The sequence below is a fragment of the Streptomyces sp. NPDC045678 genome, assembly GCF_056432085.1.
The window spans coordinates 264,085-286,276 of sequence record NZ_JBWKJS010000012.1 but is presented as its reverse complement, the minus strand read 5'-3'; the positions used below and the strand labels follow the sequence as shown (position 1 = coordinate 286,276).

At 71.3% G+C, this 22,192-nt stretch carries 14 protein-coding genes; 7 read left to right on the top strand and 7 right to left on the bottom strand.

Annotated features, from left to right (window positions below):
- The first annotated feature begins 111 nt into the window (after nucleotides 1-111).
- The 4 genes from AC07DO_RS35625 (at nucleotide 112) to AC07DO_RS35610 (ending at nucleotide 4,319) form a co-directional block, all read left to right on the top strand.
- Complete coding sequence (locus tag AC07DO_RS35625; protein WP_479065886.1) at nucleotides 112-822, top strand: ABC transporter ATP-binding protein; 711 nt, start codon at nucleotides 112-114, stop codon at nucleotides 820-822.
- 29 nt (nucleotides 823-851) lie between these two features.
- Nucleotides 852-3,128 (top strand): FtsX-like permease family protein, encoded by a 2,277-nt coding sequence (locus AC07DO_RS35620; RefSeq protein WP_479065884.1) that lies wholly within the window; start codon nucleotides 852-854, stop codon nucleotides 3,126-3,128.
- Between the two features lie 182 nt (nucleotides 3,129-3,310).
- Nucleotides 3,311-3,955 (top strand): LysE family translocator, encoded by a 645-nt coding sequence (locus AC07DO_RS35615; protein WP_479065883.1) that lies wholly within the window; start codon nucleotides 3,311-3,313, stop codon nucleotides 3,953-3,955.
- A gap of 157 nt (nucleotides 3,956-4,112) precedes the next feature.
- On the top strand, nucleotides 4,113-4,319 hold the full coding sequence (locus AC07DO_RS35610; protein ID WP_479065881.1) for a hypothetical protein: 207 nt from the start codon (nucleotides 4,113-4,115) through the stop codon (nucleotides 4,317-4,319).
- A gap of 111 nt (nucleotides 4,320-4,430) precedes the next feature.
- On the opposite strand, the gene AC07DO_RS35605 is transcribed toward AC07DO_RS35610, so the two are convergent.
- The 4 genes from AC07DO_RS35605 to AC07DO_RS35590 all read right to left on the bottom strand — a co-directional run bounded on the left by AC07DO_RS35605 (nucleotide 4,431) and on the right by AC07DO_RS35590 (nucleotide 13,276).
- Nucleotides 4,431-6,344, bottom strand: coding sequence for a flavin monoamine oxidase family protein (locus AC07DO_RS35605; protein WP_479065879.1), 1,914 nt, complete (start codon nucleotides 6,342-6,344; stop codon nucleotides 4,431-4,433).
- A 210-nt stretch (nucleotides 6,345-6,554) separates the two neighbouring features.
- Complete coding sequence (locus AC07DO_RS35600; protein ID WP_479065877.1) at nucleotides 6,555-8,420, bottom strand: CASTOR/POLLUX-related putative ion channel; 1,866 nt, start codon at nucleotides 8,418-8,420, stop codon at nucleotides 6,555-6,557.
- Between the two features lie 211 nt (nucleotides 8,421-8,631).
- Nucleotides 8,632-9,918 (bottom strand): PAS domain-containing protein, encoded by a 1,287-nt coding sequence (locus tag AC07DO_RS35595; protein ID WP_479065876.1) that lies wholly within the window; start codon nucleotides 9,916-9,918, stop codon nucleotides 8,632-8,634.
- A gap of 187 nt (nucleotides 9,919-10,105) precedes the next feature.
- Nucleotides 10,106-13,276: an AfsR/SARP family transcriptional regulator gene (locus AC07DO_RS35590; RefSeq protein WP_479065874.1), complete on the bottom strand. Its 3,171-nt coding sequence runs from the start codon at nucleotides 13,274-13,276 to the stop codon at nucleotides 10,106-10,108.
- A 220-nt stretch (nucleotides 13,277-13,496) separates the two neighbouring features.
- Here AC07DO_RS35590 and AC07DO_RS35585 point away from each other — a divergent pair, with 220 nt between their 5' ends.
- The 3 genes from AC07DO_RS35585 to AC07DO_RS35575 all read left to right on the top strand — a co-directional run bounded on the left by AC07DO_RS35585 (nucleotide 13,497) and on the right by AC07DO_RS35575 (nucleotide 19,037).
- Nucleotides 13,497-14,351 carry a hypothetical protein gene (locus AC07DO_RS35585; protein ID WP_479065872.1) on the top strand — a complete coding sequence of 285 codons (855 nt, stop codon included), beginning with the start codon at nucleotides 13,497-13,499 and terminating at the stop codon, nucleotides 14,349-14,351.
- A gap of 88 nt (nucleotides 14,352-14,439) precedes the next feature.
- Nucleotides 14,440-16,722 carry a protein kinase domain-containing protein gene (locus AC07DO_RS35580; protein WP_479065870.1) on the top strand — a complete coding sequence of 761 codons (2,283 nt, stop codon included), beginning with the start codon at nucleotides 14,440-14,442 and terminating at the stop codon, nucleotides 16,720-16,722.
- A gap of 2 nt (nucleotides 16,723-16,724) precedes the next feature.
- Nucleotides 16,725-19,037 carry a protein kinase domain-containing protein gene (locus tag AC07DO_RS35575; RefSeq protein ID WP_479065869.1) on the top strand — a complete coding sequence of 771 codons (2,313 nt, stop codon included), beginning with the start codon at nucleotides 16,725-16,727 and terminating at the stop codon, nucleotides 19,035-19,037.
- On the opposite strand, the gene AC07DO_RS35570 is transcribed toward AC07DO_RS35575, so the two are convergent.
- The 3 genes from AC07DO_RS35570 to AC07DO_RS35560 all read right to left on the bottom strand — a co-directional run bounded on the left by AC07DO_RS35570 (nucleotide 19,021) and on the right by AC07DO_RS35560 (nucleotide 22,158).
- Complete coding sequence (locus AC07DO_RS35570; protein ID WP_479065867.1) at nucleotides 19,021-19,626, bottom strand: dihydrofolate reductase family protein; 606 nt, start codon at nucleotides 19,624-19,626, stop codon at nucleotides 19,021-19,023. The genes AC07DO_RS35575 and AC07DO_RS35570 overlap by 17 nt on opposite strands.
- An 85-nt stretch (nucleotides 19,627-19,711) precedes the next feature.
- Entirely contained in the window at nucleotides 19,712-20,512 is an 801-nt protein-coding gene (locus AC07DO_RS35565; RefSeq protein ID WP_479065865.1) for a GNAT family N-acetyltransferase, read from the bottom strand.
- Between the two features lie 83 nt (nucleotides 20,513-20,595).
- Entirely contained in the window at nucleotides 20,596-22,158 is a 1,563-nt protein-coding gene (locus AC07DO_RS35560; protein ID WP_479065863.1) for an amino acid permease, read from the bottom strand.
- Nucleotides 22,159-22,192 lie beyond the last annotated feature (34 nt).

The following is a 22,192-nucleotide window of genomic DNA, read 5'->3' as shown; positions in this document are numbered from 1 at the left end:
CTTCTGGACGCGCCTTCTTGCACCCCCGCGTACATCCACAGGATGACCTGCGCATTCGGATACATCCGGGGGGCGACGCACCATGATCCCGTCGGGCCTAAGTTTCGGGGCATGACAAACGATCACGAGGGTGTCCGGCAGACAGTGGTACGGCTGGACGGCGTACACAAGGAGTACGGCGACGCGAAGGCCCTGGACGGGCTGTCGCTGGAGATCAAGGCGGGCGACGCGGTCGCGGTGATGGGGCCTTCCGGCTGCGGCAAGTCCACGCTGCTCAACATGGTGGCCGGCCTGGACCGGCCGACCTCGGGCACAGTCGAGGTGCAGGGCCACGACCTGGGCAAGCTGAACGAGACGGGCCTTGCCCTGTTCCGGCGCCGACACGTCGGCATGATCTTCCAGTTCTTCAACCTCATCGAGGACCTGCCCGTCCTGGACAACGTGGCACTGGCCGCGCAGCTGACCGGCACCTCGGCCAAGCAGGCGCGCCGCCGAGCCCTGGAGCTGCTGGACGAACTCGGTGTCGCCGAGCGCCGCAACAACTACCCGGCGACACTCAGCGGTGGTGAACGCCAACGCGTCGCTGTCGCGCGGGCGTTGATGAACCGACCCGCCCTCCTCCTCGCCGACGAACCGACCGGCGCTCTCGACAGCCGGTCGGGCGAGCAGGTGATGGACCTGCTGATCGACCTCAACCAGATCGGCCAGACCCTGCTGATCGTCACCCACGACCCGCGGCTCGCCACCCGCTGCGCCAGCCGGCTGATCGAAGTCGCCGACGGCCGGGTCGCCCGCGAGCGCACGCTGGAGGTGTCGGCATGAGGGCCGTGTGGAGAGCCTCGCGTGCGGCAGTGAAGCGGCGCCGAGTCCAGACCTTCGTGATCGGTCTTGTGGTGCTCTGCTCCACCACCACCGTCCTGCTCGCGCTGACCCTGCTCACCGCGGCGTCCAGCCCCTTCGACAAGGCGTACGCCGAACAGCGCGGCGCGCACACGGCCGCTTCCTTCGACACCACGAAGGTCACCCCGGAACAACTGGCCCGTACCGCGAAGCAGCCCGGAGTGGAGGCGGCTGCGGGACCGTTCGGACAGGCAGTCGTCGACATACCCAAGAACTGGCTGTGGATGGCGGGCGGCACCCTCAGCGTCGTGGGCCGGGCCGACCCGGCGGGCCCCGTGGACCGGATCGACCTGCTGGAGGGCCGGTGGGCCACCGGCACCGGCGAGATCGTCGTCAACTGGTCCGTACAAGGCTCTCCCGGCACCGAATTGCTCGGTACGAAGGTGAAGACACCGAGCGGAGCGACGCTGACCGTCGTCGGGTTCGCCACCAGCATGAGCAAGTCGGCGAGCGCCTGGGTCACTCCCGCGCAGATGACCGCCCTGCACCCCACCTCCGCCCAAATGCTCTACCGCTTCACGAAAGCCGACAGTGAAGCCCAGCTGAGCGCTTCGCTGGACCGGGCCACCGGGGGACTGCCCGAGGGCGCGCTCACCGGTGCGCAGACCTACCTCACCCTCAAGCAGGCGTTCTCGGCACTGGCCGACTCCTACCTCCCCTTCATGACCCTCTTCGGCGTCCTCGGCCTGCTGGTCTCCGTCCTGATCGTCGGCAACGTGGTCAGCGGGGCGGTCGTCTCCGGATACCGGCACATCGGCGTCCTCAAGGCACTGGGGTTCACCCCCAACCAAGTCGTCGCCGTCTACCTGATGATGCTCTCCGTACCGGCCCTGGTGGGCTGCGTGCTGGGCACACTGGCGGGCAACGCACTGGCCGGGCCGATCGTGAAGGTCGCCTTCACCGGCATCGACGTCGGCCGGGCCACGGTCGGTGAGGTCAGCCCCTGGCTGTCCGTCGCCTGCCTGGTGGGCATGCACGCCCTCGTCCTGCTCACCGCACTGATCCCCGCCCTGCGGGCCCACCGGCTACCCGCCGCACAGGCCATCAGCGCCGGCGGAGCCCCCCGCGTCGGGCGCGGTCTGCGCGTCCAGCGAATGCTCGGCGCCACCCGTCTGCCGCGCCCGGTCAGCCTGGGCCTGGGCCAGCCCTTCGCCCGCCCCGCCCGCACCCTGCTGACGCTGGCCGCCATCGTCCTCGGAGTCACCACCGTCACCCTGTCCACCGGCCTGACCAGCACCCTGGTCGCCTACGGCAACGTCGGCAAGGAGGACGGCAGCGCCCGCGTCCAGGTCACCACCGGCGGATCCGCCGACGCCAAGACGGCGCCCCGTCTCAGCGACACGCAGATCGAGGAACGGCTTCGGGACCTGCCGGGTGCCAAGGGGGTACGAGCCCGTGCGCTGTCCCAGGTGAACATGACCGGCCAGAACCAGCCCGTCTTCGCCGATTTCTACCGCGGCGACGCCTCCCTCTACGAGCACACCATCGTCAAGGGCCGCGCCCCGAAGGCGGCCGGAGAGATCGTGGCCGGGCCGGCCTTCCTCACCCAACGCGGCCTGGAACTCGGCGACCGGAGCACCCTGGAACTGAACGGAAAGAAGATCATCGCAACTGTCGTGGGCCAGGTCATCGAAGGCAACGCCCGTGCTCTGGAAACCACGTGGGACACTTTGACCCGACTCGCACCCACCGCCCACGCCACCGAGTACACGGTCCGCCTCGACCCCGACGCCGACGCCGACGCCTACGCGGAAGCGGCCGGGAAGCTCGACCCGGCCGTGCACGCCTCCGTGTTGGACCCCGGCAACGCCGGGACCACCACCGTCGTCACCTTCTCCATCGTCTTCACCGTGCTGCTCGCCCTCGTGGCCTCGCTCGGTGTCTTCAACACCGTTCTGCTCAACACCCGTGAACGGCGCAGGGACCTGGGCATGCTCAAGTCCATCGGCATGACGCCCCGGCAGGTGATCCTGATGACGGTCACCTCGGTCGCCGGACTCGGCGCCTTCGGCGCACTGCTCGGCATCCCCCTCGGGATCGGGGCACACCGCCTCGTCGTGGACCACGTCGGCGTAGTCGACTTCCCCGAGTACATGAAGGACGTATGGCACGCGCCCCAACTGGCCGCGATGCTCCTGGCCGGAGTGACGATCGCCGTACTCGGTGCCCTGATCCCCGCCCGCACGGCGGCCCGCACCACCATCGCCACAGTTCTGCACACGGAATAGCCGCCGCGACACGGCTGCCCAAGATCGGACGCCGGGCCAGGAACAGGGCGCATAAAGATGCCGAGTGGCGAAGCCATATGCTGAGCCGGGCGAGGCAGGCGCAGCTCGTGCGCCACCCCCGCCCTCTGCGACCGGGCGCCCCCTCCGTACGGGGCTCCCGACGAACAACGGGAGGTTGACCGGTGATCACTCTGACCGCAGTCGGAGGGGTGGCTCTAGTCGAACTGGGCATGGCGTTGACCCCCGGTCCGAACATGATTCACCTCGCCTCCCGGGCGATCACCCAAGGCCGCCGGGCGGGCCTGGTCAGCCTCAGTGGGACCGCCGTGGGATTCGTGTGCTACCTGCTGGCCGCAGCCGCGGGGCTGTCCGCGATCTTCGCCGCCGTGCCGGTGACCTTCACGGTCGTCAAGCTCGCCGGGGCCGCCTACCTGGCGTACCTCGCCTGGGACATGCTCAAGCCCGGCGGCCGTTCCCCCTTCGCCCCGGCAGAGGACCTGCCTCCGGTCTCCGACGCCCGCCTGTTCTCGATGGGACTGCTGACCAACCTGCTGAACCCCAAGATCGCCCTGATGTATGCCGCACTCCTGCCCCAGTTCCTGGACCCGCAGGCAGGCCCGGCCTGGGGGCAGCTGCTTCAGCTCGGGGCGGTGCAGATCGTCGTGGGAATCTCCGTGAACGCCCTGGTCATGCTGGGTGCAGCGCGCATGTCGAAGTTCCTGGCGACCCGGCCCCGCGTCCTGACTGCCCAGCGCTTCACGGCAGGCGGTCTGCTCGGTGCTTTCGCCCTGCACACGGCGGTGTCCCGCGATGTCGTCTCCACCTGATTCGGACCCACGTCGCTACCGGCGCCTCCGCCACGGTGGGGGCCGGCGGGCCGATGCCGCCTCTGACTCCCTGGCCCTCGGCTTCGCCGCCACCGCGGCCTGGCACACTCACCCGAATGCGGGGCCTTCGGCCTTGCTCACGCGGGTAGGCGACAGCGTGGACAATCCCAGCGAGTCGGTGCCGGCAGTGACGCGGAGTCTCATCCAGCGTTTGGTTGCAGCGGTCCGCCAAGGCGATGACGACAGCATCCGGGCACTGCTCGAACGGCTGGCAGACGTCGCCGACGCTTCAGACCTGCTGCTGATGCGTGAGCTGCTGAACGAAGACCTGGTGGACAACTGCTCACCATGCGATAGCAGGTGATCATGTCCATGTTCTCCTTGTCGCCGTTGCCCGGAGCGCCCTGCACCGGCAAGCCGTGTGCCCGATAGGAGACGACTGCGTACCGGGCAAACGGTGCCCGCGCCCCCCCCGTCATCCGGTGTGGACTTCCAGTGCCGTGCGGATCGCGGATTCGAGGGCTCCTTCGATCCATGCGGGTTTGAGGGAGGTGTGGCAGCCCGCGAAGTGCAAGGGGCCTTCGGAGGCGGGGATGTCGGGGAAGAGTTCGGTGTGCTGACCGGGGAGCAGGACGGATGCTTCCCCGTAGGCGTAGGGGTCGCGCATCCATGACTGGGTGCGGCCCTTTCCCGTGTAGAAGATCTCGGTGCGCTGGCCGTACACCTCCTGAACGCCGGTGAGTGCCAGGGGGTACCGCTCCTCGTCGTCGTAGGCGTCCCACTTCAGGGCGTCGTCGGACCAGCTGTAGGAAGCGAGCAGAACTCCCCCCGGGCTGCCGGGAACAGGGTGGGAGGGTTCATAGATGAAGCGGTTGGGATTGTCGGTGACCGAGCCGCCGCCGATCACCTGCGCCGCTTCGGGCTGGTTTCGCTGGGGGGAACGGTGTGCTGCGTAGTGGATGCGCTGGCGCTCGGGGACCTGGCCGTCGGGGACGGACGGGTGGGCGCCGAGCAACGAGCCGTCCGTAGGCGCTTTCCCGGCGCGGTATGCCTCGTACAGACCGGGGCGTACGGCGTCGAGTTCGCGTTTCCAGTCCTGTTCGGAGAACTCCCACCAGCGGCGTGAGAACTCCAGGAGCACCTTGGTGGCGGCGTCGTAGTGGAGTTCGGTGATGGCACGCCGTTTCCGATAGGAGAAGGCGGGGGTGAAGGTGACGTGGCGCAGCCCGGAGAAGGGCACCGTGATGATCGCCTCATCGCCGGTGAACTCCTCGGTCACGGGCCGGCTCGTGCGGCTCTCGGAGACGGTGTGCACGGTGACGCCACTGCCGGGCCGGTGTTCGATGCGCACGGCGCGACGGTCCAGATGTACGAGATCGCTCACCCGCTCGTAGAGGGCATCGGCGAACGTGGCGGTGCCTCCGGGCAGTTCGTAGAAGGCGGTGCTCGGGCTGATCAAAGCCGCGGAGAGGAAGCTGTGAAGGAAGGAGAGATGCAGACGTGAGGTGAGGTTCTGGACGGTGCCGATCAGGTCGATGGTGTTCTCGTCGAGTCCGGCGCGTTCCTTGAGGTAGCGGTACATCGACCAGTGCCCGTACGTGTGGAGCACGCTCGCCCAGCCCTCGACGAGTGCGCGGCCGCTCTTGCCGTCGACCAGCGCCCTGGCCGGTGCCAGTGCGGCGCGCAGCAGGTCGGACGCCGGAGTGTTCTCGTGCCGCGCGGGGACACCGAAGGAGCGGTTGATCCGCCGGGGCCTGTCCTGGTAGTCGGCGCGGCGGGCCCGGATGCCGTTGACGTGAATCCATGTGCGGTTCGCGGGCTTCCCCGAGGCATCTACGTCGATGAGGTGGAAACGGCGCCTCTCGAGGCCGAGCGATTCCATCAGACCGGTGACCAGGGGGTGGCTGTCGGGGATCCGCATCGCTCCGGCCTCCGCGTACTGAGCGGGGTCGGCGAACGGCTGCTCGGCGTTCTCATGGCCGCCCGAGCGGAACGTCTTGATGCGCCCGCCTACCCGGTTGGCGTTGGCTTCGAGCACGGTGACGTCGTGCCCGGCCTCGCGCAGCAGATGGGCGGCCACCATGCCGGCCGGACCTGCCCCGATGACCAGAACCTTCCTGCTCACGCTCCCACGGGGCAGGCCCTTGCCGAGCAGGATGTCGGTGTACGCGGGAGTGAGGGGCCGGTTGTCCTCGTCGAGGACGAGGATGGCCCGGGCGACTGCCAGGCAGGTCTGCCAGTCGGCGCCCCGGGCCGGCGCGGAGGGCACGGCTGGGGGCGCGAGAGCGGACGCGGCGGCCGCCTGCGGGGCGGAGGCGCCGAGGCCGGCGGTCAGGGTGGTGCTGCCGGCCGCGGCCATGACGGCGCGTCTGGAAGGCTGTGCGTTCATGGTCACAGCCTGGCCCGGCGACCGTGCAGTCCTGGCCGGGACACCACGCCGGAGAGCGCGGGTCACCCGGTCGGCCACACGGCCTTCTTCACCGGCCTGGCTCCGGACCGACCTCTGCCCGGCACCCGGGCCGACCCGCAACGCAAAGGCCGTGCTCCCGGCAGCTCGCTCCTCGCGGGCCCGCGCGTCGCAGGACTGCCTCCCCGGCGCTCAGAATGCACCGGGTGCGCCCGCCGACAGGATGATGATCTGGTCACCCTTGGCGTAGGTGACGCGTTCCGCCTTGTCGGGGTTGATCACAACCCCGTAGTCGGGCGGCAGTTGGGCCCGGCCGTGGATGCGGTGGCCGATGGCGATCTCACCGCACCGGGCGGCCGCGGCAGTCACCGTGTAGAAATCGGTGGCCGCCCCGGTCCGTACGTAGGCGGCCATGGGGCGCAGGCTGATCTGGACGCCCTGCGGTCCGAAGAGCTCGTCGAAGACCTGGCTGAGCCGGGGGTTCTCGGAGAGCTGGGCAAGACACAGGCTGACCAGCTCGCTGCTCACGATGAAGTCGTCCGCCTTCGCCGCCCGGGCGAGCGCGCGGTTGCGGTCGTCGGCGATCTCCGTGGCCAGGGAGAAACCGTGGGAGTGCCGGGCTGCCAGATCGCGCAGCTTCAGCAGGGTGGTGAGGGTGCGGGCGTCGGAGTCGCGGGGGTCCCGCTCATTCGGGCAGATGACCATGACGTGGTCGTAGGCCTCGAGGCCGGCGGACTCCAGCACCTCCCGGCGGGTGGTGTCGGCCCGGCGGAAGGACACCTCCGGGACACCGTCGCCCGCGCGCGTGAGCGTTCTCTCGGCGCCGGTGAGGTCGGTATCGGCGATCACGTCCACCCGGGATCCGGCGGGCAACTGCGCCTGGAGCTGGCGGATGATGTCAGGCGCGTGCTGACTCCAGCCCACCATCAGTAGCCGACGGCTCGGCCGCTCGGGGACATCGGGTGGCGAGATCGCCGTCTCGTCGACGACGGGCACCGTTTCGGACAGCAGCACTGTGCTGTCGTCCTCGCTGATGGCGACGATCTGGTCCTGCGCGCGGAGCACTGTGTCGTGGCGGGGGTTGAGCCGTACGCGGCCGGACGCGTCCATCAACCCGATCACGCACGAGGTCCGGTAGGCCGCCAGCGTCTCACCGAAGGTCCGCCCGACCAGCTCGGGCTGCGGCTGCATGTAGATCTCATCGCCCTCGAAGTCCAACAGGCCGGTATAGACCGCGGACAGCCCGCACTGAAGGCTCATCTGCACCATCAATCGGGAGACGAACCCCTGAGCGCTGATGACATGACAGGCGGCACCGCCGGCCAGTCGCGCCACGGACAGGTTCTGTGCTTCCTGGACGCTGGCCACGACCACCGGTGCGGCACTCTCCCCGTCCCGCTCGCGAGGAGCCTGGCTGCTCCCCACGGCCAGCAGTGACTTGACGACCGCGATGTCAGGGTCGTCTCCCTCCGGCGGGATCACGATGATCGAGCGTGCGCCCGAAGGGTTGACGATCGCGATGTCGACCGGGTCGGTGGGGTCACCGCTGCGGCACACAACCCTGGTGGTGGCGGTATGCCCCACCCGTTCCCGGATCGCGGCCTCCATCTCCGGACGGTCCTTCTCCGCGAGGATGGTCACGCAGGCACGGCGCCGGCTGCGATTGGCCTCCACCAACTCGCGGAGCACGGTGAAGACATGGGGAGACCAGCCCAGCACGACCGTGTGCCCGCTCTCGACCACGGCCGAACGGCCGCGGCGCAGGCGGGCCAGCTGGTTCTGGAGCCCCGCGCTGATCACCGGAATGAGCGTGCTCATCAGGAAGATCCCGCCGAAAGCCATCAGCGCCGCAACGGCCAGGAACGGCGCCGGCCCTCTGTCCCGGGCGATCACCGCTGGACTGATGACCCGCAGGAAACCGGACCACAGCCACGACTCCCCACCCTCCGACGCCACCCCCGCCGGAGCGAGCAACAACAACAGCACCCCGTTGAGCAACACGAGTACACAGCAGGCGACGGCCAGCACTCCGATGAGTGCCGGTGTCCCGCGCGCCATGACATTGTCGAACCTGTACCGCAACCGCTGAAGCAACGTAGCCCCTCGACCTCGGCCCCGGCGCGCGTCTCTTCCGCCACCCGAGCTCAGCCCAGCTTGCGCCCGACCTCGGGGCTTCATCATTCGGCGTGGGCACGATCGCCCGCTCGGACCACTTCGTTCATCCATCCGCCCCACGCCGGCGACCGAGATCCGCCCGTGGGCGGTCTGCTCAGGAGGGGGCCTCGGGTGGGCGGCGGGCGAGGACTTCGCGGGCGAAGTCGGTGAGGGGTGTCGCCCTGGCCCGGGCCGTGGCGCGCAGCCAGGCGAGGGCGTCGTTCGCGCTGATGTGCTGGGCGGCGGCGAGGACGCCGACGGCGGTGTTGATGTCGCCCTGATCGGCGATGGCCCTGACGCGCTCGCCGATGTCGCCCCCCAGGTCGGCCAGCAGCACAGCGGCGGCGATCTGGGCGAATACCTCCGCGTTGGCGGGTGGCTCGGGGAGCCCCTTGCCGCGGTGATAGAGGGTGAGGGTGCCCACCGTCGCGGTGGCGGTGGACAGGGGATAGGCGAACGCGGCACCGACACCGATACGGCACGCGGCATCCGTGAACAGCGGCCACTTCGAGCTCGGCCGGTCGAGCAGGGGCACCAGAACGGGCTCACCGGTGGCGAACGCGGTCAGCGACGGACCGCTGCCCGTGGTCCACTGCAGTTCCTCGGCCTGCTGCCCCCACAGGGACGTGACAGCGAGCCGGACGTTTCGTGATCCGCTGTTGTGCAGGGTGATCACGGCGGCGTCGGCCCCGGGCAACTCCCGTACCGCGCAGTCGCACACCGCGGCGAGACATCCGCTGCCGGGCGGGCTCTGTCGGGCGGCATGGGTGATCCCGTGCCACAGCGCGTCCCGCCGGGCGAGACCGGCCGCCGATACGCCACCCGTGCCGGTACCCGCACCCGCACGGGGCAGGTCGACCGGCGCCGCCAGTCCGGCCGTCCGGGCCGCGCGCTGGTGGAAGGCGAGGGCTCGCATCGCGGCGCGCAGCACCGCACTCGGCTGCCCCGCACCGTCCGCGGCACTGCTCGCACCGGGCCGGTGCAGCGACTCGTACACCGTGGTGATGTCCTCGACATGATGCAGGACGCCCACGACACGGCCGTCGGCGTCGGTCAGCGGGGAGTTGACGGGACTCCAGGCCTTGACGCGGAAGCCGCTGGGGCTTTGCGGGGCGGGGATGTCGTAGCGCTGGATCCCCATGTCGTGCGGGTCGCCGTGGCGCATCACCCGCTCCAGCGAGGAGGTGAGGTTGCGGACGCCGCTCGAACCCGTGTCCCCGGGATTGTCCGGGAACGCGTCGAAGATGAACGCGCCGATCAGTTCCTCGCGCGAGCGTCCGGTGGCACGCAGGTAGGCCGTGTTGACACCGCGGATGTAGAAGTCCGTATCCAGCAGCAGATACGGCGCCGCGGTTACTTTGAACAAAGGACTGTCGTACGTGGACCGCAGCGCGTCACGCACCAGTGCACACCTCCCGGCATCGGCCGAGGACGGCCGGTTACAAAGAGTAGCCACTGGAGGCGTACGGCAGCAGCCGTATACAACTTCCTGCAGGTCGTACTTCCCGGCCCGGACGGGCACACCCGCGAGGGTGATGTGACGCTTCCTGCGGGAGTACGTGGCCAGGGCGGCCACCACGACCGTGCCGTTACGCCGAGTCGGCCAGGGACCGGGCGATGCGGAACTGCCGCTCCGCCTCGGCCGGGTCGCCCGCCGCCGCGTACGTGCGGCCGAGTCTGCGGCGGACCTCCATCTCCAGAGGCCGGCTGGTGTGCTCGGTGAGCGTGGCCAGTGCCTCCCGTTGGAGGGTGATGGCCGAGGGCAGGTCTCCGCGGCCGTGTTCCGCGGCGCCGAGCAGGGACAGGCTCGTCGCGCGCAGTTGCAGGTCGCCGACCTCCTGGGCCAGCTCCGCCGCGCGCCGCGCCAGGTCCTTGACCTCGGCGTGCCGACCGAGTGCCAGGTGGGCCTCGGCCGTGAAGCACAGGGTCTTGCTGATCATCCTTGGGCGGCCGATCTTCTCGGCGAAGGTGAGGGAGGTGGCGTAGTACGTCAGCGCCTTCTCGTGCCGGCCCTCCTGGTCGTGCAGGGCGCCGAGCTGGCAGCTCGACATCCCGGCCAGCCAGTCGTCGTCGAGCCGGGAGGCGAGACCCATGACCTCGTTCAGGTGGGCGGCCGCCTCAGGGAGGCGGCCCAGCGCACGTTCCGCTGCGCCCATGACGGCGATCGCCCGGGCCTGCTCGCGCACGTCGCCCCGCGGGCGGGCGATGCTCAGCGCGTCGGCGCACCAGGCGTACGCCTGCCTGAAGCGCCCCTGGTAGATGTCCGCGACGGCCAGGCAGTTGCGCAGGGAGGAGGGCATCCGCCGGTCATCGGCCAGGTCGGCGCCGGGCAGCGCGAGCTCCAGGGCGGAGCGGCACTCGTGGAAGCGGCCCTGACGGACCAGCGGGTCGACCAGCGACTCGGCGATCCAGCAGGCGTGGTCGTGCTGCCCGCCGGCCGCCGCGAAGGCGACCACGTCGAGCAGCTGGCCGCCCGCGGCCTCCAGCCACGCGTCGGCCTCCCGCCAGTCCGCGAAGGGGGAGCCGGAGACGTCGGGGCCGGTCGGGTATCCCTCGGGTCCCCAGTCGCTGGCGATGCGACCGGCGGCCGTGTAGAGGTGCAGCACGGCGGCGCGGTCCGCCGCGGCCTCCTGCGGCGCGGTGGCGGCGAGGCGGCGCGTGTGGTCGCGTACGAGATCGTGCAGCCGGTAGCGGCCGGGCCGCGGCTGCTGCAGCAGGCTCGCGTCGACCAGCCGCTCCAGGAGGTCCTCGGCGTCGTGGAACGAGCGGCCCAGCATGACGGCGGGGGTGAGCCCGTCGAACTCGGCGGTCGGGGCCTGACCCAACGCCCGGAAGCCGCGGCGCAATTCGGGGGCGAGCAGGTCGTAGGACATCCGGAAGGCTGCTTCGACGCTGCGGTCCTCCGCCCGGAGCTCACCGAGTCGACGCTCGTCGCCCGACATCCGGCCGACCAGGTGGGCCACCGTCCAGGACGGCCGGTTCTGGAGCCGGGCCCCGGCGATCCGCAGGGCCAGCGGCAGCCCGCCGCAGCGGTGGGCGAGCTCCTCGGCGGCCTCCGGTTCCTGCCCGGCGCGCGTCTCACCGAGGAGGCGCGTGAGCAGGGCGACCGCGTCGACGGTGTCCAGTGGCTCCACGGTGATCCGCCGGTCGGCGTCGAGGCCCGGCAGGCGCTGCCGGCCGGCCACGAGGACCCTGCTGCCCGGGCCCGCGGGCAGCAAAGGGCGTACTTGTTCCGCGCCGCGGGCGTCGTCCACGACCAGCAACAGCCGCAAGGAGCTGGTGGCGGCGCGCCACGCGGTCACCAACTCGTGCAGTTCGTCCGGGAGTTCACCGTCGGCACCGTTGACGGCGCGAAGCAGCTGGTGCAGCGCGCGCTGCGGGCGCAGGCTCTCGTGCGGGGCGCCGTGCGTGTGCAGGTCCACGAACAGGCAGCCGTCCGGGTACTGGTCGTGCAGCGTCCAGGCGGCGCGGACCAGGAGCGCGGTCTTGCCGACGCCCGCCGTGCCGTCGACGGCGGTCACGGAGACGGATCCGGCGGGCACCGGCGCGGTGAGCAGGGCGAGTTCCGGCTCCCGGCCGACCAGCCAGGCGGTGTCGCCGGGGAGTTCGTTGCGGCGGGGGCGTACCGGGGGCGGGGTGGAGGGGTCTGGTGCCGGTGGCTGTGCGGGGGTGGGTGCGGGGGGCGCGGCCGCGGGCGGCACCCGGGTGGCGGCGGGCGCCGGGACGCGGGGCGGCTCGGTCGCGCCGAGCAGCTCCGGATCGTTCCGGCGCAGTACGGCCTGGTGCACCCGGCGCAGTTCCTCGCCGGGCTCCACGCCCAGTTCGTCGCGGAGCCGGTTCCGGGTCTCCTGGTAGACGGCGAGCGCTTCGGCCTGCCGGCCGCCGCCGTACAGCGCGCGCATGCGCAGGGCGGCGAGCGGTTCGTCGTACGGCCGCGCCATGGGCGCAGCCAGCAGTTCGTCCAGGGCCTCCGCGTACCGGCCCAGGAGCACCAGGCACTCCACCCGCTCCTGATGCAGGGTGCGGCGCTGCCGGGCGAGGCGCTGCCGCTCGGCGTCGGCGAGCGGGCCGGGCAGGCCGGCCAGCGGCTCCCCGCGGAACAGGCGCAGGGCCCGCGTGCAGCCGTCGAGGGCGGCGGCGAGGTCACCCGCGGCCTTCGCGCCGCGTATCGCGCTGCTGTGTGCGGTCAACTCGCTTGTGTCCGTGCGGGCTTCGCCGGGTACGAATCGGTAGCCGCCGCGCTCGCCGCGGATCACGGAAGCGGTGGGGCCGGTGCCGGGCGCGTCCAGCGCTTTGCGCAGGGGGTAGATGTAACTGGGCAGGACGCGGCGGCCCGTACCCGGCGGTTCGATTCCCCATACGTCGTCCAGGAGTTGCTGGTGGGTGACGAGCGTCTCCGCGCGCAGGACCAGCGCGGCGAGGACCGCCTGCCGGCGTACGGGCCCGAGGTCGAGCGGGACCTCGCCCCGGTGGGAGGTCACGGGACCGAGCAGGGTGAGGCGCAGCGGGCCCTCCGCGACCCCGGCGGACTCCGTACCGGCCGTGCCGGTCGAAGCCGCGGGGTTCGCCGCCCCGCCCGTGCCGGTCGCCCCGCCCGTGCCGGTCGCCCCGTCCGCGCCGGTCGCACCTGCTGTGCCGGTCGTACCCGTCGTACCTGCCGTCCCCGTTGGACCTTCCGTACCTGCCGCCCCCGTCGTGCCCGACGTGCTCGGCCCACCCGGTGTACCCGCTCCGCTCGAACCCACCGCTGATTCCCCCATGGTCTACGCACTTTCCCGCGGTTCCCCGTTTCCCCGCGGTCACCGAATTCCCTGCTCCAGCAGAGAACCCCCTGCTTCAGCAGAATTTCATCAGCATTGCAGTGTCTCGCGAGAGGGTTCGGCGCGTCGTGTCCGGTCCCGGTCGATCTCCGTTCCGGCCTGCCCCGGGGCGGGTTCCCGCCGGTCCCGAGGTGTGAACCGTAGGAAAGCGAGCTGCTCCGTGAGTGAGAACCCGCAGGTGGATCCCCGGCAGGGGTTCGGCGATGCGTACCAGGGCCCAGGCCAGGCGCCGCCCCCGATGCCCGGCCAGGCACCGCCGCCCGTCCCGCCGCAGGCGCCGGGCGGCGCACCGTCGGCCTGGTCGCAGCAGGTACCGCCCGGCGGCCCCGGCGGCTCGGGAAGCCCGCGGGGCCGTTCGCGCGCCTGGCTGATCGGTGGCACCGCGGCGCTCGTCGTGGCGGTGATCGTCGGTGTGGTCGTCGCCACGTCGGGGGACGACGACAAGGACGCCGCGTCGGGCAGGCCCGCCGGCGTGCCGGGCGGCGTCGCCAAGCCGAAGGCGCCGTCGGACGAAGGGCCTTCGGGGGGCAAGGCGTACACCAAGGTGCCCAAGGGATGCGAGCTGATCAAGGCGGCGACCCTCGCGAAGATCGCCCCCGGTGCCACGTGCACGCCCAGCGTGACGGACGAGGGCGACTTGGCCACGATGATGACCAGGATGCCGAGTTGGGAGCCCGCCGGCTCCGGTGGGAACTACCAGAGCCTGGACGTGCACCTCGTGGTCGCCGCGTCGGCCAAGTCCACGTACGACATCAACAAGAAGACCGCGATGAAGGACATGGGGCCCACGTACGAGGTGACGGACTCCCGGGCGGTCAACGGACTCGGTGAGGAAGCCTACGTCGTCCACGCCGTCGACGGCTCCCTGGTCTGGGTGAAGGTGCTCGTCCACGACGGCAACGCCGCGGTCCGCACCGTGTTCGTGTACAGCACGACGTCCTCCGACAGAACGCAGAAGCAGACCGAGGCGGACGCCATCACCGCCGCCCGTGACGTACTCGGCTCCCTGAGCTGACCGCCGCGACGACGACGTGCACATCCACCCCCGCGGAGGCGGCGACCCAAGGGCCACGCCCGCGGTCACCCGGTCCCCGCACACCACGGTGCCGCAACCACCCGCCACGCCGACCCGGCCGCTCACTGGCGTCCCGGAGCCGCCGGGCCGGGCCCACGGGCAGCGGAACCCCGCCCGCATCGGCCCGTACGAGGTCTTCCAGCTCCTCGGCGAGGGCGGCATGGGCCGGGTGTTCCTGGCCAGGTCGCCGGGGTCACGGCTGGTCGCCCTGAAGGTCATCCGGCCCGAGTACGCCGAGGCGCCGAACTTCCGCGGGCGGTTCCGGCGCGAGGCCGAGTCCGCCCGTCGCGTCAGCGGCTTCTTCACCCCGCCCGTGCTCGACGCGGACGCGGACGCCCCGCAGCCCTGGCTGGCCACGGCCTACGTCCCCGCGCCCTCGCTGCACGACGTCGTACGCGGCTTCGGCGCGCTGTCCGAGGCGGGGCTGCGGGCCCTGGGCGCCGGTCTCGCGGAGGCGCTGCCGGCCATCCACGAAGCGGGCATCGTGCACCGGGACCTCAAGCCCGGCAACGTCCTCATCACCGAGGACGGGCCCCGCGTCATCGACTTCGGCATCAGCAGCGCGGTGGACGCCACCCAAGTCACGCGTACCGGTGCCGTGATGGGGACGCCCGGGTTCATGGCGCCCGAGCAGATCGTGTCGAGTCGCGACGCCGGGCCGGCGGCCGACATCTTCTCGCTGGGCTGCGTCCTGGTCTTCGCGGCCACCGGGAGTGGCCCCTTCGGCACGGGAGGGACGGCCGAGATCCTCTACCGGGCCGTCCACCATCCGCCGCAACTGGACGGCGTACCCAGGGAGTTGGCTCCGCTGGTCGCCGCCTGCCTGGACAAGGACCCCGCCCGCAGGCCGACCGCCGCGTCGGTCCTCGCCGCGCTGGGAGCCGCCGATCCCGCCGCGCTGCTCACCCAGGGCCTGCGCGAGGACCTGGCACGGCGGCGGGCGCACGCCGCCGTCCTGGTGTCCGCTCCGCCCGTGCCCGTCGCGTCCCTCGCGCCGCCCACCGCTCCGTCCGCCGCCGCCAACCCCAGTCGTCGCAGGTTCCTGTGGATCGCCGCGGCCGGCACCACCGTCGCGGCGGGCGGCGGAGCCGCAGCACTTGCCGGGTGGCGGTCGGAGCCCGGCAAGAGCCGTGGCACCGCCGGCGGGAGCGGCAGCGCGGGCAGCACCGGCAGGTCCGCGCCCAAGATCCCCGCGGGCCCCGAGCCGCGGTGGTCGGTCCCGCTGAAGAAGCTGGCCAGTCCGCAACTCCAGCTCCTCGGCGACGTGTTGGTGCACTGGGAGAAGCGGCGCGCGACCGCCTACGGCACCGCTGACGGGAAGAAACGCTGGACAGGGGCGCTGCGCCTGCCCTCCGACGCCTCGGGATTCCCGACGTGGCTGGGCGTGCACGGGACGACGCTGTTCGCCTCGGCCTGGAGCGGTGAGCGCGGCTTCCTGCTCGGTGTCGACGCAGCCGGAAAGCAGAAGTTCACGCACACGGTCACCAAGCCGGTGGCCGGTTCCCAGTCCGTCGACTTCGTCGACAGCGTCCTGTCCGTCGCCGGTTCGGTCGCGGTCGTCGGCACCAGTGGTCACGAGGGGTACGGCGTGGCCGCGGTCGATCTCGGATCGGGCGAGGTGCTGTGGTCGCGCAAGGTCAAGGGCAGCGACTTCCAGGCGTACGCCCACGGTGGCCGCTGCTTCCTCCAGGACAACGGCACGCTCCGCGGCCTCGGCCTGCGCTCGGGCGCCGAGCGGTGGAAGGCCGGCGACGTCATCGAGCCCGGCGCCTACCCCCACCTGTCCACCGACGGGAAGACCCTGCTCGTCGCGAGCACCAAGGTGCAGGCCTTCCGCGCCGCCGACGGCAAGAAGCTGTGGACCGCCGTCCAGGAGACGACCACCATCAGCGCGGCCCGGGTCCGCGGCGAACGGGCGTACCTCTACGACGGTCCGGGCACCGTGTTCGCCCTCGACATGCGCAACGGCGAGCAGGTCTGGCACAGGGCGAGCCCGGTGCACCTGACGACCACCGGCGGCGCCCAGGACAAGGGGCCGGTCGTCTCCGCGTCCGTACTGGCCATCCCCACCTGGGCCACCGGCGATGTCCCGGGCTTCGTCGTCCTGCGCCCTTCCGACGGCAAGCCGCTCTGGGCGCACCGGCCCTCCGACGGCAAGGCGGACAAGAGCAGCAACACCGGAAGCGGCTCCGGGGCCGACGCCGGGACCGACGCCGGGGGCAAGAGCAGCTGGCTGCTCCAGCTCACCGGCAGCACGCTCTTCGCCGCGTCCGACACCACCCTTCACGCCTTCCGGAGCGACACGACGTGACCATGCCGCCCATACCGCCCGTGTCCCCGCGCACACCGCCTTCCCCTCCGCCGCCGCCCGCACCCACGCCGCCTCCGGGGGCTACCCCGCCCGCCCCTGCCTCGTACATCGGCCCCTACCGGGTGATCCGGGAGCTCGGCGCGGGTGGCATGGGCCGCGTCCACCTCGCCGCGTCGCGCAGCGGCCGTGCGGTGGCCGTCAAGGTCGTACGGCCCGAACTGGCCGCGGACGCCGACTTCCGCCGCCGCTTCAAGGCCGAGGTCGACGCCGCCCGCGCGGTGTCCGGCGCCTTCACCGCGCCGGTCGTGGACGCCGACCCCGAGGGGCCGCAGCCGTGGCTGGCCACCGCGTACATCCCCGGCCCCTCCCTGACCGACGCTTTGGACGCCCACGGGCCGATGCCCGAGCCCACCCTGCGCGTGCTCGGCGGCGGCCTGGCCGAGGCGCTGGCCGCGATCCACCGCGCCGGCCTCATCCACCGGGACCTCAAGCCGTCCAACATCCTGCTCACCCTCGACGGCCCGCGGGTCATCGACTTCGGCATCAGCCGGGCCGTCGACGGGACCGTGCTGACCGCCGAGGGCCAGGTGGCGGGATCGCCCGGCTTCATGTCGCCCGAACAGTCGAGGGGCGGCGAACTGACGAACGCCAGCGACGTGTTCGCCTTCGGCGCCGTGCTCGCCTTCGCGGCCACCGGCGTACCGCCCTTCGGCACCGGCGCGGTGCACGCCCTTCTCTACCGAGCCGCCTACGAGGAGCCGGAGCTGACCGGCGTACCGCACGGCCTGCTCGGCATCGTCACCGCCTGCCTCGACAAGGACCCCGCACGCCGCCCCACCGTCGAGCAACTGCAGGCCTGGCTGCGCCCGGAGACCACCGCGGGCTGGCTCGGCGCGGTCGAGCTCCAGGTGGCCGAGGACCAGCGCACGCTGGCCGGCGCGTTGCGCGGCCCGCTGCTCAGCCGCCGCCGGTTGCTGACCGGCGGCGCCGCGCTCGCCGTGACCGCGGCGGCGGGCGGCACCGCCTGGTTCCTGCGCTCGCGCGGCGGGGACGGCGGAGGCACGGCGGCCACGCCCGAACTCGCCTGGACCAAGGAGCTTCCCCAGCCCGGCATGTTCCTGAGGGAGGTGACCCGGTCCACGCTGCTGTGTACCGAGAAGTCCTCCGTCGCCTGCTTCGACCGGAGCACCGGCAAGCTCCTGTGGAAGGACCTCGGCGGCCAGAACACCGACGTCCTCGCCGACGACGAACGCGTCTACACGGTGCGCACCGACGGCAAGGCGTACGCGTTCGACGGCCGGTCGGGGAAGAAGCTGTGGGACGCGCCGGCCGGGAAAGCCGCACCCCAACTGGACTTCTCGGACGGCGAACTGCTCCTGGGGCCCAGTGGTGGACGCTTCCGGGCCCTGGCGGCGTCGAGCGGTGAGGAGCGGTGGACCTCCCGTGACGTGAAGAGCCCCGGCATGGTCATCGGCCTGACCCCGGCGGGTGCGCCGCTCGCCTGGGGCAGCCCGTCGAAAGTCAACGGGGCCGCGATGCTCAGGGGTTACTCCGCCCTGGACCGGCGGACGGGCGAACGCGTGTGGACGAAGGACCTCGTCGCCCTCTATCCACCGGAGAAGAGCAGCAAGAACAGGGTGTTCTACGGCATCGACGCCACCATGAAGCTGCTCGCCCTCGATCCCGACGACGGCCGGGTGCTCTGGAGCAGGTCGACCGAGCTCCCGCCGACGAACAGCGAGGTCCTCGGCTTCGAGGGTTCCCTGAGCCTGCTCGACGGCACCCTGTTCTGCTATCCGAGCACCGGCTTCAACGGCTCGACGCGCGGCCTGCTCGCCGCCTTCGACCCGGCGTCGGGCAAGACCCTGTGGACAGTGGGGACCGCCGCCCGCGGCAGCCGCGGTTACGCGCGCGCCGGTGCGAGCGTCTGCTACCTGGACAAGAAGGTCCTGCACGGCATCGACGCCGGGACCGGCGCGAAACGCTGGACGGCAGGGGCGGGCCTCGGCGACCTCGCCCTCCTCGGCGCCGTGCGCGGACTCTTCTTCGCCGCGGGTACGAAGGGGCTGTACGCCTTCCACGCCGAGACCGGCGAGCAGGTCTGGCACCACCGGGCCACCGGCGGCTCCGGAACCTGGTCGGCACGGGCCGTCGGCGGCGACCTGTACGCCGCCTGGTCGGGCAGGCTCTTCCGCTTCTCGGTGCCCGAGGCGGAGCGGCGGCGACACGTGGGACGGCGCCGTGTCGTACAACAACGGCTGACCGTCGTGCCGCCCGGGCCGGTGGCCGGGGGGCATGTCACGCAGGGGCGCTGAGCGGCGGATGGTCCAGCACGCGGGGCTTGTACTCGACCAGCTGGATGCGGCCGTCGAAGGTGCGGTGCTCGATCATCTCGAGGGCGACGTCCGGATAGCCGTCGTAGATGCGTTCCTCGCCCGTGGCCCCGGTGATCACCGGGAACATCACGACCCGGAAGCGGTCGACGAGTCCGGCCCGCAGCAGGGACCGGCACAGGCTGAGGCTGCCGATCGTGCTGAGGAGCCCCGCGCCACTCGACTTCATGGCGCGGACCGTCTCGACGGCGTCGTCGCGGACGAGCGTGCAGTTGGCCCACGTCAGCGGCTCCTTGAGCGAGGAGGAGAACACCACCTTGGACGCTTGCGTGAGCTCGTCGACGGACGCTTCTTCTTCGGGCCTGAACTCGGTCTGGCCATGGGGGACCTCGCCCGCGGCGAAGCCCGACATCAGGCGGTAGGCGTTCGCTCCCATCAGATAGGTGGCCTCGGGCTGCTCGCCGAGCCAGGCAAGGTACTCCGGGCCCTCGAGGCCCCAGAACCCGGGCCATCCCTCTCCCGATGCGCAGCCGTCGAGGGAGGTGATGAAGTCGACGAGAAGCTCCGACATGGCGGTGTCCTTTCCTGGAGTGTCACCAGCTTGGACCGACCGGGAGCCACAAACTCATCGGCCGCGCTGCCGCCGACTCACCGGCTCACTCCGCCAGGTGGTAGAAGTGGATGGGGGTGTTCGGCTCGAAACCGATACGCGGGTAGACGGGCGCCCCGGCAACGGTCGCGTGCAACGTGGCGCGGGTCAGCCCGGTGGCTGCGGCGCCCTCGAAGAGGGCCTTCCGTGTCACTGCTTCGCCGTAGCCCTTGCGCTGCCACTGCGGGTCGGTGGCGACGAAGGCGACGAAGAGCCGGCCCTCCGCTTCGACCGTCGCGGCGCACGCCACCGGAGTGTCGCCCCGCATGGCCAGGTAGGCGAACATCTCGCTCTTCCAGTGCGCGGAGCCGACCAGACCGTCGCGGCCTTCCTCCACGGGGAATCCGTACGCGCGTGACTGGAGGTCCGCGTAGGCCCGCACATGGTCGTCTGTGCGCACCCGCACGAACGTCAGCTCGGGGTGGACCGGGTCGGGGATGGGCAGCAGGTCTCCTGCCATGCCCGTGCCGGGGAAGGCGTACTGCAGGCCGGCCTGCTCGGCCGCCCCCGCCAGCGTGGTGCGGGCCTCGTCGTCGAGGAGATCCTCGAAGAGCCACAGGAAGCCCGGGTGCCTCTTCGCACGCATGATGTCCGCCGCCTGGACGAGGCGCTGTGCGACGAGGTCGGCTCCTGCGCCCGACTCGGTCAGGGTGATGCAGTTGTAGAACGAGAAGCGGCAGTCGGCCCAGCGGACAGCGATCCCGGGGAGGTCGCGCACATCCGCGTCCGGCTCGCGGTCGAGCACCAGGGCGCGCCAGGCGACGGTGAGCTGTCGTGCCGATTCGATGGACGCCGTGGAGCCAGTCACCGTACTCCCAGAAGTTGTTGAGGTCTTCGAGGTCTTCGAGGTCTTCGAGGTCTTCGAGGTTTGCGAGGACGCTGTCGCTGTCATCAGATGATGCCCTCGAACTGCTTGTCCTCGGTGGGCGAGCTGGAGCGGGGCACGTGGTAGGAGTCGCGGCCGAAGCGCCGCCACAGGGCGGCTATGAGGAAGGCCACCACTACGGCGATGGGGGTGTAGTTGAACGTGTTCGCGGTGACGGGGCTGCTCTGCGGCAGCAGGAACAGCACCGTGACCGCTGCCGCCCACACCACCGCGATCCAGCCGATCGGCCGGCTCCAGCGGCCCAGGTTCCAGGGCCCGGGGGAGAACCGGTCGCGGTGGATCAGTCGCAGCAACACCGGGATGGCGTAGGCCGAGGTGAAGCCCACGACCGAGATGGCGGTCACGGCCGAGAACGCCGTGTTGGAGTACAGGGAAGGCAGCGCGAGTACGAAAGCCACGGCTACCGCCAGCCAGACCGCGTTGGCGGGGATGGCGGTGCGACGGCTGACCTTCTTCCAGTGCGCCGACCCGGGCAGGGCACCGTCACGGGCGAAGGCGTAGATCATCCGGCTGGCGCTGGCGGTCACGGTGTAGCCGCACAGGAACTGGGCCACGATGATCACGAGCAGAAGGGCCTTGGCCGCCGCCATGCCCAGTGCGTCCAGCAGGATCTGCGCCACGGGTACGCCGGTCTGGCTCTCCAGGGTCGCGGTGTAGTCCTGGACGGCGAACAGCAGCGTGGTCAGCAGGATGCCGCCGGCGATCCAGGACACCGCCACCGAGCGGAAGACGCCGCGGGCCGCGGCGACGGAGGCGTGGTTGGTCTCCTCGCTCAGGTGGGCCGAGGTGTCGTACCCGGCCAGCGCGAAGACCGGCAGCAGCATGCCCAGCAGAATCACGTACGCCGGGGCGCCCCAGCCGGTGTTGTTGGTGAACTCGGAGAAGACGAAGCCGGCCGACTGGTGGTGCGAGGGTACGAGCGCCAGGGAGCCGATGATGACGACGGCCCCCGCCAGGTGCCACCACGCGCTCAACGACGTCAGGATGTTCATCAGGCGGGTGCCGAAGAGGTTCATGACCGCGTGCAGGGCGAGGATGACCGCGTACAGGGCCAGCAGGGAGCCCGGGGTCGGCGTGTAGTCGAACTGCAGGTTCAGCCACGCGGCGGTGAAGGTCGCGATGCCGAAGTCCTGGGCGGCGATTCCGCCGAGCAGACCCAGGAGGTTGAGCCAGCCGGTGTACCAGCTCCACCGCTCGCCTCCGAGCTGGCGGGCCATGTAGTACAGGCCACCGCTGGTGGGGTAGCGGGAGGTGATCTCCGCCAGGGCCGCGGCCAGGCACAGCACGAGTGGTCCGACGGCGAGCCAGCCCCACGTGATCACCGCGGGGCCACCCGAGTTCAGGCCGTAGCCGAACAGCAGCAAGGTTCCCGACATGATCGAGATGACCGAGAGGGAGGCCGAGAAGTTGCCGAAAGCCCCCATGCGGCGGTGCAGTTGCTGGGTGTAGCCCAGCGACTGGAGGATGCGCGCGTCCTCGTCCTCGCGGTCGACGGTGGGGTCGGTGCCGTGGTCGACGCCGTGGTCGGCCGGGTTCCGCTGCTGGCGCGGTGTTCTCATCGCAGTCATTGGTTCTCCGCACAGGAAAGCTGAGTCGGGGGTG